The sequence below is a fragment of the Mesorhizobium sp. M0174 genome, from assembly GCF_040322275.1.
In the GTDB taxonomy this organism is placed as follows: Bacteria; Pseudomonadota; Alphaproteobacteria; order Rhizobiales; family Rhizobiaceae; genus Mesorhizobium.
On the sequence record NZ_JAMYTB010000006.1, the window covers coordinates 107,966 to 120,961 of the forward strand.

The window sequence follows — 12,996 nt, forward strand, 5'->3', positions numbered from 1 at the left end:
CGTCAACGAAGCCGGCCGTCTTTCGATGGCCTCGCGGCCTGGGGCTAGCCTGCGAGACGCCGCGGGTTATGCGATGAGCGCTTCGACGACAGTCGCAACGAACAGAAGGAGAGCAGAGGCATGACTCCACCGGACAGTTCCTTGAGGCTCCACGTGTCGCTGGAGCCGCGGCAGGTATAAGTGGCTAGGCCAGGCGTTTGCGCTACCTGCCAACGTTGACCTGCCGATCCCCACAACAATCAGAGACTGCTAGTCGGATCGTCGGCTGAACGCCGCGAAGCATCCGAAATAAAAAGCCGGCAGTACACTCCCGGCGATTTGGATTTTAGATCCAAGAAGCCCCGTCAATTGCACAAGCAATGACGGGGCTGTTCGTTTGAAGCGCACATTTGTCGGGCATACCAGGCGAACTTACCGGCTGGGGGGCCTGATTCCGCCGGTAGCGACATCGATGGTTATGCTGCCGGAAATCCGAACGTCGGTATCGCCGATCTTGAACGTGCCGTTGCCGCTGCTTGGAACCGCGTCGTCGGGCTCAGGCTGCGGCCCTGGCTCGGCGATGCGATAGTCGCTGGTCACGCCGGGCAGGGCGCCCTTTTGCGAAGACGTCGAATTATCTTGGGCAAATGCCATGTCCACCAGCATGTTCGTGCCGGCCACAGTAGCGATAGCAAGGCATAACAGGCTGGATGAACGGCTGGCGGTCATCGCCGGACTATAGTGCCGTGATGGCGGCAAGACCAGATCGATGGCGCTGAAATTGCGGGCGATCAATCGCCTCGGTTCCGTCCGCCGGCCCGGCTCGTTCATGCGGCCTGCTTGCGAGTGTCGAAAACATGGTCGACGAGTCCCCAATCCTTGGCCTCCTGGGCAGTCATGAAAAAGTCGCGGTCGAGCGTGCGTTCCACTTCTTCGTAGGTGCGGCCGCAATGGTGGGCGTAAAGATCGGTCATGCGCCGCTTGGTGCGAAGGATGCCCTCGGCATGGCGCTGGATATCGGAGGCTTGGCCCTGGAAACCGCCGAGAGGCTGATGCAGCACGATGCTGGTGTTGGGTAGCGCGATACGCCGCCCTGGCGTGCCCGCCATCAGGAGAAACGAGGCCATCGAGGCGGCGAAGCCCATACAAACGGTGGAGACCGGGCAGCTGATATACTGCATCGTATCGTAGATGGCGAAACCGCTGGTCACCACGCCACCCGGCGAGTTGATGTAGAGCGAGACCTCCTTGTCGGGATTGTCGGATTCCAGCGACAGAAGCTGGGCGCAGACCAGCGCCGAGGTGCCGTCGTCGATCGGCCCGTTGATGAAGACGATGCGCTCGCGCAGCAGCCGCGAAAATATATCGAAGGCACGTTCGCCGCGACTCGATTGCTCGATCACCATCGGCACCAAATTGGCAAGGCCGCTCATCGTTATCTCCTTTGACGGTCGTCGTTCAGGCCGCGCGCATAAAGAGGCGCGGGGTGTTTGCGGCGATCTGCTTGTACTTGGGAGTACGCGCTTCAAACGAAAGTCGGCAACCGGCGCCTGCCATCGCGATCTCCGGCACTGCTGCCCGAGCAAAACCATCATGGACGATGCGCAGATGCGTGCCGCCGGAAACGGTGCGGTCGAGCGTAAAGGTGACGATGCTGTCCACTGGGCTATCGTTCATTGGGCTTTCCACCGGGCTACCGGGCGGCACCCGCGTATCGCCGGGCACCGGCCGCTCCCGCCAGGAATAGCGCAGCAGCCGTCCGGGATCCGCGTCGAGGATTTCGCACTCGATCGGCGCATCCGGCGCTTTAAAGGCAAAGCGGTTGCCGACCTTTGGTTCAATGTCGTTTGGCATCATCCAGGCCGCGAGCAGGTCCGGCACTGTCAGCGCCCGCCACACTTTTTCCGGCGGCTCGGGCAGTTCGCACTCGAACTCGATCTTGTCTGCCGCCATTTCCGCGCGTTCTTTGCCTCGGCTGGTCATTGGTCCATGTCCTTCAAAACCGTCTTGAGCCTTTCGATGCGCTCTGGCCAGAACGCGCGGTAGCGTTCGATCCAGCCGAGCAGCGGCGCAAGCCCGTTCGGATCGGCGCGATAATAGGCATTGCGGCCGGCCCGGCGTTCGACCACGAGGCCGGCACCGCGCAGCACCGCGAGATGCTGCGATACCGCCGGCTGCGAAACCGGCATGCCATTGCGGAGTTCCGATACCGTCATCTCGCCGTCGGCGAGCCGCTCATAGACGGCGCGACGCGTTGGATCGGCCAGTGCCCGAAAAATCTCTGCTTCGATCATTCCAGAAGCATAAGTCGATACTTATCGGTTTGGCAAGTCGCGTTTTTAAGACAGGCAGTGTTTTTTTACGACGGGCGAGATTTTACAAACGCGTCGGAAGCCTGCGTCTCACCATGTCTGGAGATCCGTTAAACGTTGCCTCAAAAACTGGTGACGCGAGCACGGCATGGATATGAAGCAGTTCGGAGCCGACGTTTCGGAAGCCATGGTGCCTGTGCGCGGCAACAACAAGCGACTGTCCGGCAGTCAAGACGAGATGCTCGTCATCGATCCACATCTCGGCCCTGCCAGCGATGACGGTAAGCACTTCCTCGACCGGGTGCCAATGTGTCGGGGCGCCAACCGCGGGTTCGACCCATTGTTCAAATATGCAAAGTTGAGTTGCGCCGTTGCAGGCCGAGACATGCATGCGGGTCTTTACTCCGTCCGCCATTCTTCTTGCGGCTGATCGTCATGCTCGACCATCTTCATTGAGTTCGCCTCGATCTCAGGGTTCGTGGAAAATTCGGCGCCAAGACACTACCTGTTACTGACATCTATTGACAGTGCAGGACGTTTAACCTAGAACGAAAAGAGAACAAAAACCTTGTGGGAAAAGGCAGCCACGGCAGGCAGGGATTGTCCATAGCCTGTAAGGTGCAGCGACAGGAATTTGGTTTCGGATGAGCGCGGAGAAGTGTCATGGCGGGTAGCGTCAACAAGGTCATTCTGGTGGGCAACCTCGGGGCGGACCCTGAAATCCGCCGCCTGAATTCGGGTGACCCGGTCGTCAATATCCGCATCGCGACGTCGGAAAGCTGGCGCGACAAGACATCTGGAGAGCGCAAGGAAAAGACCGAGTGGCACAATGTCGTGATTTTCAACGACCAGATTGCCAAGGTGGCCGAGCAGTATCTGAAGAAAGGCATGAAGGTCTATGTCGAGGGCCAGCTGCAGACGCGCAAATGGCAGGACCAGACCGGCAATGACCGCTATACGACTGAGGTCGTGTTGCAGAAATTCCGCGGCGAGCTGCAGATGCTCGACGCACGGGGCGAGGGCGGCGGCCAGGTCGGCAACTATGCTGGTGGTGGTGCGAGCCGCGGTTCCGATTTCGGCCAGTCCGGCCCGGGCGAAAGTTTCAATCGGGGTGGCGCCAACAAGGGCGGCGGCGGTGGTTCATCGCGCGAGCTGGACGACGAAATCCCGTTCTGATTTCTCGGGGCGGACTGCCCTTGCGGCGAAAAGCGCCAGCACCTTGGCCACGAAATGGCGTCCCGAACATCTGTCTTGGATTTTCGGGACGTTGTGCGTTTGAGCGGTGAAAGGACGTATCAAGTGAAAGCAAGGGTCAAATGGGTCGAGGAGCGCACTTTCGTTGGCGAGTCCGCCAGTGGGCACAAGCTGGTGCTAGGCACTGCGTTCGGGCCGGAGGGCAAGACGCCGGGGCCGAGCCCAATGGAACTGGTGCTGATCGGCACCGGAGGCTGCTCGGCCTATGACGTGGTCCATATCCTCGAAAAGGGGCGCGAGGCGGTCGAAGATTGCGTGGTCGAACTCGATGCCGACCGTGCAGAAGCCGATCCCAGGGTGTTCACCCGCATTCACATGCATTTTGTCGTCAAGGGCCGCGCGCTGTCACACGACAAGGTGAAGAGGGCGATCGGGCTTTCGATCGAGAAATACTGCTCGGCCTCGGCAATGATGGCCAAGACTGCCGAGATTACCCACGACTTCGAAGTCATTGAAACGACAGCGAAGTAGGGCGGTTCCTAAGTCGCCATCAGCGCCTTGATGCCGTCGGCGACGAACTGTATGGCGAGCGCCGCCAGGATGACGCCGAGCAGCCGTGTCAGGATCGAACGGCCGGTTTGGCCGAGGATACGGTCGATGCGCTCTGACAGCACGAACACCAGGTAGGTGATGACGAGGCAGATGGCGATGATGCCGACAAGGGCTGTCTGCGCGCCAAAACCCTGAAACGAGCTTGAGAGCAGGACGGTCGCCGAAATCGCGCCGGGACCGGCAATCAGCGGGATCGCCAGCGGAAAGGCGGCGATGTTGTGAATCATGTCCCTGGTGATAGCGACGTCGCCGATCTTCTCCTTACGGTCCTGCCGGCGCTCGAACACCATTTCGAAGGCGATGAAGAACAGCAGAAAGCCGCCGGCGACGCGGAAGGCCGGCAGAGTGATGCCGAAGACCGACAGGATCGACGCGCCGGCGATTGCGAACAATGCCATCACCAGGAAAGCGATGATCGAGGCGCGCACGGAGACTTGGTTGCGCTCCTCGCGGTTCATGCCGCGGGTCACGGCAAGGAAGAGCGGCGCGAGGCCGGGCGGATCGATCGTCACCAGTATGGTGACGAAGGCGTTGAACAGGCTGTCGAAGCTCGGCATGCTGACCCTCCCCGCCGGCAACGCCGGTTAGCGGGATTGGTAGAGCAAAGCGAAGCCAGTGGAAACCGTGCGGATCAGGGGCTGGCGGTGCGGCGCGCCAGAAACTCGACTTCGAGACGCCAGGTGGCGCCGTCGTCATACGAACGCTCGCCCAGCCAGCGGAAGGAATCTCCGGTGATCCGGGAAAAGCTCCAGCGTACCGAAGGGCCGGTGCCGTCTGCGCCTAATTGGACGATCGTGTCGCCTTCGACGCGGCCCAGCTGGCGGCTGTAATACTGGTTGCGCGGGTCGCTCCAGAAGATGTGCCAGGCGTCGACACCTGGGTCATAGACGCGCAACGTCGTGCCATAGAAGGTCCATTTGCCGAGCGAAGGGGAGGAACCAGCGTCACGAGCTGGCAGGATCCATACGTCCTGGATCGCGCGGCCTTCAAGGACCCAGCCGAAATGCACCTCGCCGCGCCCGGTCAGCACCTGACCGTCTTCGAGATGGCGCGTGGCATCGAACGTCCAGGCGCCGACGAAGCGGCCGTAAAGGTTCAGTTTCTCGGCAAGGGCCGGTGTAGGCCCATCGCTGTGCAGGGCCTTGGCAAAGGAATTGGACATGGCTTCGCTCTCATCTTGTCAGGAGACCGGCAAGCATAGAGGCGGACAGGGGTTCTGCGCTTGGGAAAAATTGCTATGTTTGCGCGATGACGAAGAGCGCGCATAGGCTGGCGTCGGGCCGAGGCTGGCAGGTGTCGGATGTCATCTGCACCGCCAGCGCCGCCGACAGGCCATTCGAGGAGGAGCATCGGGATTTCTGCGTTGCTGCCGTAACCAGCGGCACCTTCCGCTATCGTGCCCGCCAGGGCACGGCGATGCTGGCGCCGGGCGCGCTCCTGCTCGGCAATCCCGGCACCTGCTACGAGTGCGGGCACGAGCATGGCGCCGGCGACCGCTGCCTCTCCTTCCATTTCGGACCGGCCTGTATGGAGCGGATCGTCGCCGACGTGCCGGGCGCCAAGACGTTCGATTTCAGCACGCCGCGCCTGCCGCCCTTGCCGGCGCTGGTGCCGCTGCTCGCCGAAGCGGAGGCGGCGCGCGAGATGGCCGACACCGGCGCGTTCGAGGAACTCGCCCTGCGCATTGCCGGTGCCGCGGTAACAGCGGCTTGCAGCGCAACGGATCGGGGACGGACGCCGAGCCGCCGTGACCAGAAGCGTGTTGCCGAAGCGGTGCGGCGCATTGAAGTCGAGGCCGACCGGCCGATCTCGCTTGCCGAGCTCGCCGACGAGACCGCCACCAGCCCTTACCATTTCCTGCGCACCTTCCGGCACGTTGCCGGCATGACGCCCTACCAATTCCTGCTGAGAACGCGGCTGCACAGGGCAGCCGTGCGGCTGCGGACGTCAGATAACACAATTTCGGCGATCGCCTTTGCGGCGGGATTCAACGATCTATCAACCTTCAACCGCCGTTTCCGGCGGCTGATGGGCGAGGCGCCGGGTACTTATCGCGCCCGCCGGCGACGCCGGTGAAAGGGTGCCACGGCCATATCGTCGCAATTGGTGTATCCTTTTGAATTTGCCGCTAAAAACCACATTGGAAAACTGCCGCGATTGTTGGAGTTTCGGGCCGGCTTCCTATATAAGCACCAAGTGATTCCTGATTAGATTGTGATCCGATTTGACCGACCAGAAGACACCGCGCGGCGCCGACGGCGGCCCCACCGGCATCGAGCCGATATCCATCATCGAGGAGATGCAGCGCTCCTATCTCGATTACGCCATGAGCGTGATCGTCAGTCGTGCGCTGCCGGACGTGCGCGACGGCCTCAAGCCGGTGCATCGCCGCATCCTCTACGCCGCCTATGAGAGCGGCTATCACTGGAATCGTAAATATGTGAAATCGGCACGCCCGGTCGCCGACGTGATGGGTAAATACCATCCGCATGGCGACGCCTCTATCTACGACGCTTTGGTGCGCATGGCGCAGGACTGGTCGCTGCGCGTGCCGCTGATTGACGGGCAGGGCAATTTCGGCTCGATCGACGGCGATCCGCCGGCGGCGATGCGCTACACGGAATCGCGGCTGACCAAGGTCGCGCATGAGTTGCTGGAAGACATCGACAAGGACACCGTCGATTTCCAGGACACTTACGATGCGTCGGGCAGCGAACCGAAAGTCCTGCCGGCGCGCTTTCCGAACCTGTTGGTCAACGGCTCCGGCGGCATCGCCGTCGGCATGGCCACCAACATCCCGCCGCACAATCTGGGCGAGGTCTGCAACGGCGCCATTGCCCTCATCGACAATCCAGCGATCGATCTTCCGGCGCTGATGGAGATCATTCCGGGACCGGATTTCCCGACCGGCGGCATCGTGCTTGGCCGTTCCGGCATCTACAGCGCCTATTCGACCGGCCGCGGCTCCATCGTCATGCGCGGCCGCGTCAACATCGAGGCGCGCGGCAACGACCGTGAATCGATCGTCATCACCGAGGTTCCCTATCAGGTGAACAAAGCATCGATGATCGAGAAGATGGCCGAACTGGTGCGCGACAAGCGCATCGAGGGCATTTCCGACATTCGCGACGAGAGCGACCGCCAGGGTTACCGCGTCGTCATCGAACTGAAGCGCGACGCCGTCGCCGACGTCATCCTCAACCAGCTTTACCGCTTCACTCCGCTGCAGACGTCCTTCGGTGCCAATACGGTGGCGCTGAACGGCGGCAAGCCGGAATTGCTGACGCTGACCGACATGCTGAAGGCGTTCGTCGCCTTCCGCGAGGAGGTGATCAGCCGGCGCACGAAATTCCTGCTGCGCAAGGCGCGCGACCGCGCCCATGTGCTGGTCGGCCTTGCCATCGCGGTTGCCAACATCGATGAAGTCATCAAGCTGATCCGCAGCGCTCCGGACCCGCAGACGGCGCGCGAGCAGTTGATGGAGCGGCGCTGGCCTTCGGGCGACGTGGAATCGCTGATTCTTCTGATCGACGACCCGCGCCATCGCATCAACGAGGACGGTACCTACAATCTCTCCGAGGAGCAGGCGCGCGCCATCCTCGAACTGCGCCTGCAGCGCCTGACCGCGCTCGGCCGCGACGAGATCGCCGACGAGCTGAACACGATCGGCGACGAGATCAAGGACTACCTGGACATCCTGTCGTCCCGCGCCCGCGTCCAGCAGATCGTCAAGGACGAGCTCATCGCCGTGCGCGACGAGTTCGGCACGCCGCGCCGCACCGAGCTCGCCGAGGGCGGGGCGGACATGGAAGACGAGGACCTGATCCAGCGCGAGGACATGGTCGTCACGGTCAGCCATTCCGGCTATATCAAGCGCGTGCCGCTGTCGCTCTACCGGGCGCAGCGCCGCGGCGGCAAGGGCCGCTCCGGCATGTCGACCAAGGAAGAGGATTTCGTCACCCGGCTGTTCGTCGCCAACACGCACACGCCGGTGCTGTTCTTCTCTTCGCGTGGCATCGTCTACAAGGAAAAGGTCTGGCGCCTGCCGATCGGCAACCCGCAATCGCGCGGCAAGGCGCTGATCAATATGCTGCCGCTCGAACAGGGCGAGCGCATCACCACGATCATGCCGCTGCCGGAGGATGAGACGAGTTGGGGCGAGCTCGACGTCATGTTTGCCACCACGCGTGGCACCGTGCGTCGCAACAAGCTGTCGGACTTCGTCCAGGTCAACCGCAACGGCAAGATCGCCATGAAGCTGGACGAGGAAGGCGACGAGATCCTTGGCGTCGAGACCTGCACCGACAATGATGACGTGCTTTTGACGGCAAGTTCCGGCCAGTGCATCCGCTTTCCGGTCAGCCACGTACGCGTCTTCCAGAGCCGCAATTCGGTCGGCGTGCGCGGCATTGCGATGGCCGATGGCGACCGGGTGATCTCGATGGCGGTGATCGAGCACGTCGATGCGCCGCCGGCGGAGCGTGCCGCCTATCTCAAGCGGGTGGTGGCTGAACGCCGGCTCGCCGCCGACATCGCCGCCAGTGAGGAGGAAGAAATCCAGCTTACCAACGAAGAGGTCGGCGAAGAGGCGGAGCTTTCGGACGAGCGCTACGAATTCCTCAAGGCACACGAGCAGTTCGTGCTGACGGTGACGGAATATGGCTACGGCAAGCGTTCGTCGTCGTACGATTTCCGCCTGACCGGTCGCGGCGGCAAGGGTATCCGCGCCACCGACGTGTCGAAAACGGCCGAAATCGGCCGCCTGGTCGCGACCTTCCCGGTCGGCAATGATGATCAGATCATGCTGGTTTCGGATGGCGGAACCGTCATTCGGGTCCCGGTCAACGGCATTCGTTTCGCCAGCCGCGCCACCAAGGGCGTTACGATCTTTAATACCGCAGAGGGCGAGAAGGTCGTTTCGGTGGAGCGGATTTCGGAGCCGCAGGCGGACGAAGAGATCGAAGAGAGTGTCGAGGCTGAAAGCGGCGCTGCTACCGAAGGTGGGGAGCCTGACAATAACAACGTCGAGTGAGTTGCCACGACGCCGCCAGCCCGATAGGTCGGTCCGGTCTTGTCAATAAACACTCTAGAAATGCCGATAAGGCTTACGGATGCCGAAGCCTTCGAACCGCTTGGTATTGGCCTTGGCGCGGACGCGCTGTGCTTCCTGATGCAGCCCGAATACGGTAGCAATCAGCATGGCGACGGTTCATTGCGGTGGCAAGCATATAGATCAGCATGTGCGTGTTCTCCTGCGCCTAACAACGATCAGGTGGGTGTTTGGTTTCATCTTCTGCAGCTGCAACTTAGTGAACACTGCGTGAAGCTGTTGTGAGCGGCACATTCATCTGTCGTTCACGTCGGCCAAAGGGTTCACGGGGCGGGCTGGCGATCGGATTTGCCTTTAGGAGAGAGGCTCGCTAGAAGCACCTGCCATGACCGAACGCATCGCCCTTTATGCCGGCTCTTTCGACCCGCTGACCAACGGGCATCTCGACGTGCTGAAGGCATCGCTGGCCGTGGCGGATACAATCTATGCGGCGATCGGCACCCATCCCGGCAAGAAGCCGTTGTTTTCCTTCGAGGAACGGGTTGGCCTGATCGAAACGGCCGCGAAGGCGGAATTCGGCAGCGACGGTGCGCGCATCAAAGTGGTCGCCTTCGACGGGCTGGTCATCGATGCGGCCAGGAAGCATGGCGCCTCGATCATGATCCGCGGCCTGCGCGACGGCACCGATCTTGACTATGAGATGCAGATGGCCGGCATGAACGAGACCATGGCGCCGGAGCTGCAGACGGTGTTCCTGCCCGCCAGCCCCTCGGTGCGCACCATTACCGCCACACTTGTGCGCCAGATAGCTTCGATGGGAGGCGACATCCGCCCCTTCGTGCCGGCGGCCGTGGCCGGCGCGCTCGCCGCCAAATTCGCGAAATAAATTCATGCCACCCAAAAGTGGAACCCGGCTTTGGGTAACGACATGCATGAACGAAGATATTCGGAGAAAGATCCCATGCAGCTGAAAAAGCTTGCCTTCTTGCTTGCCGTGTTTGCCGGTCTTGTGACCGCATCCGTGTCGGCCTTTGCCGCTGATCCGGAAAACACCATGATTGTAACGCTGAAGGACGGCGACGTGACCATCGCGCTGAGGCCCGACCTTGCGCCGAAACACGTCGCGCAGATCAAAAAGCTGGTGCGCCAGGGCGCCTACGACAACGTCGCCTTTCACCGCGTCATCGACGGCTTCATGGCGCAGACCGGCGACGTCAAGTTCGGCAACATGAAGAGCGGCTTCAATGCCGACGCTGTCGGCACCGGCGGCTCCGATCTTCCTGACCTGCCGGCCGAATTCTCCAGTACCGAGCACTACCAGCGCGGCGTGGTCGGCATGGCCCGCTCCGACGATCCGAATTCCGCCAATTCGCAATTCTTCATCATGTTCGCGCCGGCACCGCCGCTCGATGGCCAGTACACCATCGTTGGCAATGTCGTCAGCGGCATGGAGCTGGTGGACCACATCAAGAAAGGCGACGAGGCGCAGAACGGGACGGTGACCGACCCCGATCGCATGATCAAGGTGCGCATCGCCGCCGACGGCAAGTAAACCCAAGTTTCAAAAGGATATTTCTGACATGGCCGAAATCAAGGACCGCGAGAACGCGCTCATCATGGACACGACCAAGGGCAAGGTCGTCATCGAATTGTTTCCAGATCTGGCGCCCGGCCATGTGGGCCGTATCAAGGAGTTGGCACGCGAAGGCGCCTATGACGGCGTGGTCTTCCACCGCGTCATCGACGGCTTCATGGCGCAGACCGGCGACGTGAAGTTCGGCAATTCCAACAAGCCGTCTTTCGCGCCGTCGCGCGCCGGCACTGGCGGTTCCGACAAGCCCGATCTGAAGGCCGAGTTCTCCAACGCCAACCATGGCCGCGGCACCTGTTCGATGGCGCGCTCGCAAAACCCGAACTCGGCCAATTCGCAGTTCTTCATCTGCTTCGACGACGCCGCCTTCCTCAACCGCCAGTACACTGTATGGGGCCAGGTCATCGAAGGCATGGACAATGTCGACAAGATCAAGCGCGGCGAACCGGTGCAGGACCCCGACAAGATCGTATCGCTCAAGGTTGCGGCCGACGTGAAATGACCAGCCGGGCTGTCGCGGCCATCGCACTTGTGCTCGTCGCGGCGGCCACTCCGGCGCTGGCGACGGAATCGATCGTTTGCAGCGCCGACGGCGGCGCGGCATCGATTGATGTTTTGATGGGACACACGGCCGTCATTGCGGTGGCGCGGGTGTGGCTGGATGCCGGCGGCAAGACATGGACCACGGACGGCCAGCCAGGCTCAACGAAAGTCATCGTTGGACAGGCATTCGAAGACGACGAGCGCATGCTGATCGATCTCACTGATGAGGGCCTCAGCTCGATCGTCGCCAAATTGCGGCTGGTCAAGGCCAGCGAGCAGTCCAGTTTCGCAATGGGCGGCACGTTGAGCATTGACGGCGTCGGTGCCTGGGCGGTGACCTGCCCGGAACCTTGAGGCGGGGTTTTCTTGCGCGTCGACCTTTTCGACTTCGATCTGCCGGAAGAACGCATCGCGCTTCGCCCAGCCGAGCCGCGCGACAGCGCCAGGATGCTGGTGGTCAGGCCGGGTGAGGGGCTCGAAGACCGGACGGTGCGCGACCTGCCGGCCCTGCTCAAGGCTGGTGATGTGCTGGTCTTCAACGACACCAAGGTCATTCCGGCACAATTGAAGGGCATCAGGCGGCGCGGCGAAGCAGCAGCGCAGGTCGAAGCCACGCTGCATATGCGGACGGCGCCCGACCGCTGGCTCGCCTTCATGCGTCCGGGCAAGCGCATCGCAGCCGGTGACCGCATCCATTTCGGTCATGATGCCAATTCCTGCTTTCTCGGCCAACTCGATGCAACCGTGATCGAGAAGGGGGAAGGCGGCGAGGTGCTGCTCGGCTTCGACCTGTCAGGTCCGTTCCTCGACGAGGCACTGCACGCTGTCGGCCACATCCCGCTGCCGCCCTACATCGCCTCCAAGCGTGACGACGACGAACGCGACCGAAGCGATTACCAGACCATTTATGCCAGGGAGGAGGGCGCGGTCGCCGCGCCGACGGCAGGGCTGCATTTCACGCCGGAGCTGTTTGCGACGCTCGACGCCAAGGGCATAGAGCGCCGTTTCGTCACGCTGCATGTCGGCGCCGGTACGTTCCTGCCGGTGAAGGCGGACGACACCGCCGACCACAAGATGCACGCCGAGACCGGTTCGGTCAGCGCGGAAACCGCCGAGGCGCTGAATGCGGCGAAAGCAAAAGGAGGGCGCATTATCGCTGTCGGCACGACATCGCTGCGCTTGCTGGAGAGCGCGGCTGGCGAGGAGGGCAGGCTGGCCGCATGGTCAGGCCCGACCGACATCTTCATCACCCCCGGCTATCGCTTCAAGACCGCCGACATGCTGATGACCAATTTCCATCTGCCGCGTTCGACGCTGTTCATGCTGGTTTCGGCCTTCTGCGGTTTGCAGACGATGCGGGCGGCCTATGCGCATGCCATCGAGAATCGCTACAGGTTTTATTCCTATGGAGACGCAAGTCTTCTGTTCAGGGAGGATAGTAATGGACGATGACCTGGAAACCTTCGACCGCGAAGCATTGATCGGCGAAGTCAGGAAATTACGCGCCGGCATCCGCCAACACCGCGACGCCACCGGCCATGATCTGTGCTGGCATCATCCCGACCTGTGGTCGCTTTTGCCCGAAAAGACCGAGCCGGCGATTGCAGTGCCGCCGTGGCCGAAATTCATGCGCGGCTGCATCCGCTACCGTCAATCGCTCGATAAGCAAGCTCCGGACGCGCCGGTATTCGACAAGGAGTTCGATGGCTAGGGAA

General features: G+C 61.9%; 17 protein-coding genes. 10 read left to right on the top strand and 7 right to left on the bottom strand.

Features of this window, described 5'->3' with window-relative positions; all coding sequences use genetic code 11:
- Positions 1-411 precede the first annotated feature (411 nt).
- From NKJ13_RS14625 to NKJ13_RS14645, 5 genes are all read right to left on the bottom strand, one after another.
- Complete coding sequence (locus NKJ13_RS14625) at positions 412-708, bottom strand: hypothetical protein (protein ID WP_352479042.1); 297 nt, start codon at positions 706-708, stop codon at positions 412-414.
- 98 nt (positions 709-806) lie between these two features.
- Positions 807-1,412, bottom strand: a complete 606-nt coding sequence (locus NKJ13_RS14630; protein ID WP_254817374.1) for an ATP-dependent Clp protease proteolytic subunit — start codon at positions 1,410-1,412, stop codon at positions 807-809.
- 25 nt (positions 1,413-1,437) lie between these two features.
- Positions 1,438-1,962: an SRPBCC family protein gene (locus NKJ13_RS14635; RefSeq protein WP_352736598.1), complete on the bottom strand. Its 525-nt coding sequence runs from the start codon at positions 1,960-1,962 to the stop codon at positions 1,438-1,440.
- Complete coding sequence (locus NKJ13_RS14640) at positions 1,959-2,273, bottom strand: ArsR/SmtB family transcription factor (RefSeq protein ID WP_352478973.1); 315 nt, start codon at positions 2,271-2,273, stop codon at positions 1,959-1,961. Before NKJ13_RS14640 ends, NKJ13_RS14635 begins: the two co-directional genes overlap by 4 nt.
- A gap of 82 nt (positions 2,274-2,355) precedes the next feature.
- On the bottom strand, positions 2,356-2,706 hold the full coding sequence (locus NKJ13_RS14645) for a cupin domain-containing protein (RefSeq protein WP_352777855.1): 351 nt from the start codon (positions 2,704-2,706) through the stop codon (positions 2,356-2,358).
- A 248-nt stretch (positions 2,707-2,954) separates the two neighbouring features.
- Here NKJ13_RS14645 and NKJ13_RS14650 point away from each other — a divergent pair, with 248 nt between their 5' ends.
- Both NKJ13_RS14650 and NKJ13_RS14655 read left to right on the top strand, forming a co-directional pair.
- Positions 2,955-3,467, top strand: a complete 513-nt coding sequence (locus tag NKJ13_RS14650; protein ID WP_023674867.1) for a single-stranded DNA-binding protein — start codon at positions 2,955-2,957, stop codon at positions 3,465-3,467.
- Between the two features lie 123 nt (positions 3,468-3,590).
- Entirely contained in the window at positions 3,591-4,016 is a 426-nt protein-coding gene (locus NKJ13_RS14655) for an OsmC family protein (protein ID WP_352455706.1), read from the top strand.
- An 8-nt stretch (positions 4,017-4,024) separates the two neighbouring features.
- On the opposite strand, the gene NKJ13_RS14660 is transcribed toward NKJ13_RS14655, so the two are convergent.
- Positions 4,025-4,654, bottom strand: a complete 630-nt coding sequence (locus NKJ13_RS14660; RefSeq protein WP_254817370.1) for a MarC family protein — start codon at positions 4,652-4,654, stop codon at positions 4,025-4,027.
- 74 nt (positions 4,655-4,728) lie between these two features.
- Positions 4,729-5,259 (bottom strand): hypothetical protein, encoded by a 531-nt coding sequence (locus tag NKJ13_RS14665; RefSeq protein ID WP_352478971.1) that lies wholly within the window; start codon positions 5,257-5,259, stop codon positions 4,729-4,731.
- Positions 5,260-5,345: 86 nt separating this feature from the next.
- On the opposite strand from NKJ13_RS14665, the gene NKJ13_RS14670 reads away from it, so the two are divergent.
- The 8 genes from NKJ13_RS14670 to NKJ13_RS14705 all read left to right on the top strand — a co-directional run bounded on the left by NKJ13_RS14670 (position 5,346) and on the right by NKJ13_RS14705 (position 12,992).
- Positions 5,346-6,173 (top strand): helix-turn-helix transcriptional regulator, encoded by an 828-nt coding sequence (locus tag NKJ13_RS14670; RefSeq protein ID WP_352736594.1) that lies wholly within the window; start codon positions 5,346-5,348, stop codon positions 6,171-6,173.
- Between the two features lie 148 nt (positions 6,174-6,321).
- Entirely contained in the window at positions 6,322-9,129 is a 2,808-nt protein-coding gene (gyrA, locus tag NKJ13_RS14675; protein WP_352736592.1) for a DNA gyrase subunit A, read from the top strand.
- 403 nt (positions 9,130-9,532) lie between these two features.
- Positions 9,533-10,033 carry a pantetheine-phosphate adenylyltransferase gene (gene coaD / locus NKJ13_RS14680; protein WP_352507881.1) on the top strand — a complete coding sequence of 167 codons (501 nt, stop codon included), beginning with the start codon at positions 9,533-9,535 and terminating at the stop codon, positions 10,031-10,033.
- 75 nt (positions 10,034-10,108) lie between these two features.
- Positions 10,109-10,699: a peptidylprolyl isomerase gene (locus NKJ13_RS14685; protein WP_254817364.1), complete on the top strand. Its 591-nt coding sequence runs from the start codon at positions 10,109-10,111 to the stop codon at positions 10,697-10,699.
- A 28-nt stretch (positions 10,700-10,727) separates the two neighbouring features.
- Complete coding sequence (locus tag NKJ13_RS14690) at positions 10,728-11,240, top strand: peptidylprolyl isomerase (protein WP_254817363.1); 513 nt, start codon at positions 10,728-10,730, stop codon at positions 11,238-11,240.
- A complete protein-coding gene (locus NKJ13_RS14695; protein WP_254817362.1) occupies positions 11,237-11,635 on the top strand; it encodes a hypothetical protein in 399 nt (132 codons plus the stop codon). The genes NKJ13_RS14690 and NKJ13_RS14695 overlap by 4 nt, the downstream gene beginning before the upstream one ends.
- Positions 11,636-11,647: 12 nt before the next feature.
- On the top strand, positions 11,648-12,733 hold the full coding sequence (gene queA / locus NKJ13_RS14700) for a tRNA preQ1(34) S-adenosylmethionine ribosyltransferase-isomerase QueA (RefSeq protein WP_254817361.1): 1,086 nt from the start codon (positions 11,648-11,650) through the stop codon (positions 12,731-12,733).
- Entirely contained in the window at positions 12,723-12,992 is a 270-nt protein-coding gene (locus NKJ13_RS14705) for a hypothetical protein (protein WP_254817360.1), read from the top strand. Before queA ends, NKJ13_RS14705 begins: the two co-directional genes overlap by 11 nt.
- The last annotated feature ends 4 nt before the right edge of the window (positions 12,993-12,996 follow it).

Bases quoted from the DNA above. Each gene is read 5' to 3' on its own strand.
- NKJ13_RS14625 (WP_352479042.1), bottom strand. From the start codon at position 708: ATGACCGCCAGCCGTTCATCCAGCCTGTTATGCCTTGCTATCGCTACT.
- NKJ13_RS14630 (WP_254817374.1), bottom strand. From the start codon at position 1,412: ATGAGCGGCCTTGCCAATTTGGTGCCGATGGTGATCGAGCAATCGAGT.
- NKJ13_RS14635 (WP_352736598.1), bottom strand. From the start codon at position 1,962: ATGACCAGCCGAGGCAAAGAACGCGCGGAAATGGCGGCAGACAAGATC.
- NKJ13_RS14640 (WP_352478973.1), bottom strand. From the start codon at position 2,273: ATGATCGAAGCAGAGATTTTTCGGGCACTGGCCGATCCAACGCGTCGC.
- NKJ13_RS14645 (WP_352777855.1), bottom strand. From the start codon at position 2,706: ATGGCGGACGGAGTAAAGACCCGCATGCATGTCTCGGCCTGCAACGGC.
- NKJ13_RS14650 (WP_023674867.1), top strand. From the start codon at position 2,955: ATGGCGGGTAGCGTCAACAAGGTCATTCTGGTGGGCAACCTCGGGGCG.
- NKJ13_RS14660 (WP_254817370.1), bottom strand. From the start codon at position 4,654: ATGCCGAGCTTCGACAGCCTGTTCAACGCCTTCGTCACCATACTGGTG.
- NKJ13_RS14665 (WP_352478971.1), bottom strand. From the start codon at position 5,259: ATGTCCAATTCCTTTGCCAAGGCCCTGCACAGCGATGGGCCTACACCG.
- NKJ13_RS14670 (WP_352736594.1), top strand. From the start codon at position 5,346: ATGACGAAGAGCGCGCATAGGCTGGCGTCGGGCCGAGGCTGGCAGGTG.
- coaD (WP_352507881.1), top strand. From the start codon at position 9,533: ATGACCGAACGCATCGCCCTTTATGCCGGCTCTTTCGACCCGCTGACC.
- NKJ13_RS14685 (WP_254817364.1), top strand. From the start codon at position 10,109: ATGCAGCTGAAAAAGCTTGCCTTCTTGCTTGCCGTGTTTGCCGGTCTT.
- NKJ13_RS14690 (WP_254817363.1), top strand. From the start codon at position 10,728: ATGGCCGAAATCAAGGACCGCGAGAACGCGCTCATCATGGACACGACC.
- NKJ13_RS14695 (WP_254817362.1), top strand. From the start codon at position 11,237: ATGACCAGCCGGGCTGTCGCGGCCATCGCACTTGTGCTCGTCGCGGCG.
- NKJ13_RS14705 (WP_254817360.1), top strand. From the start codon at position 12,723: ATGGACGATGACCTGGAAACCTTCGACCGCGAAGCATTGATCGGCGAA.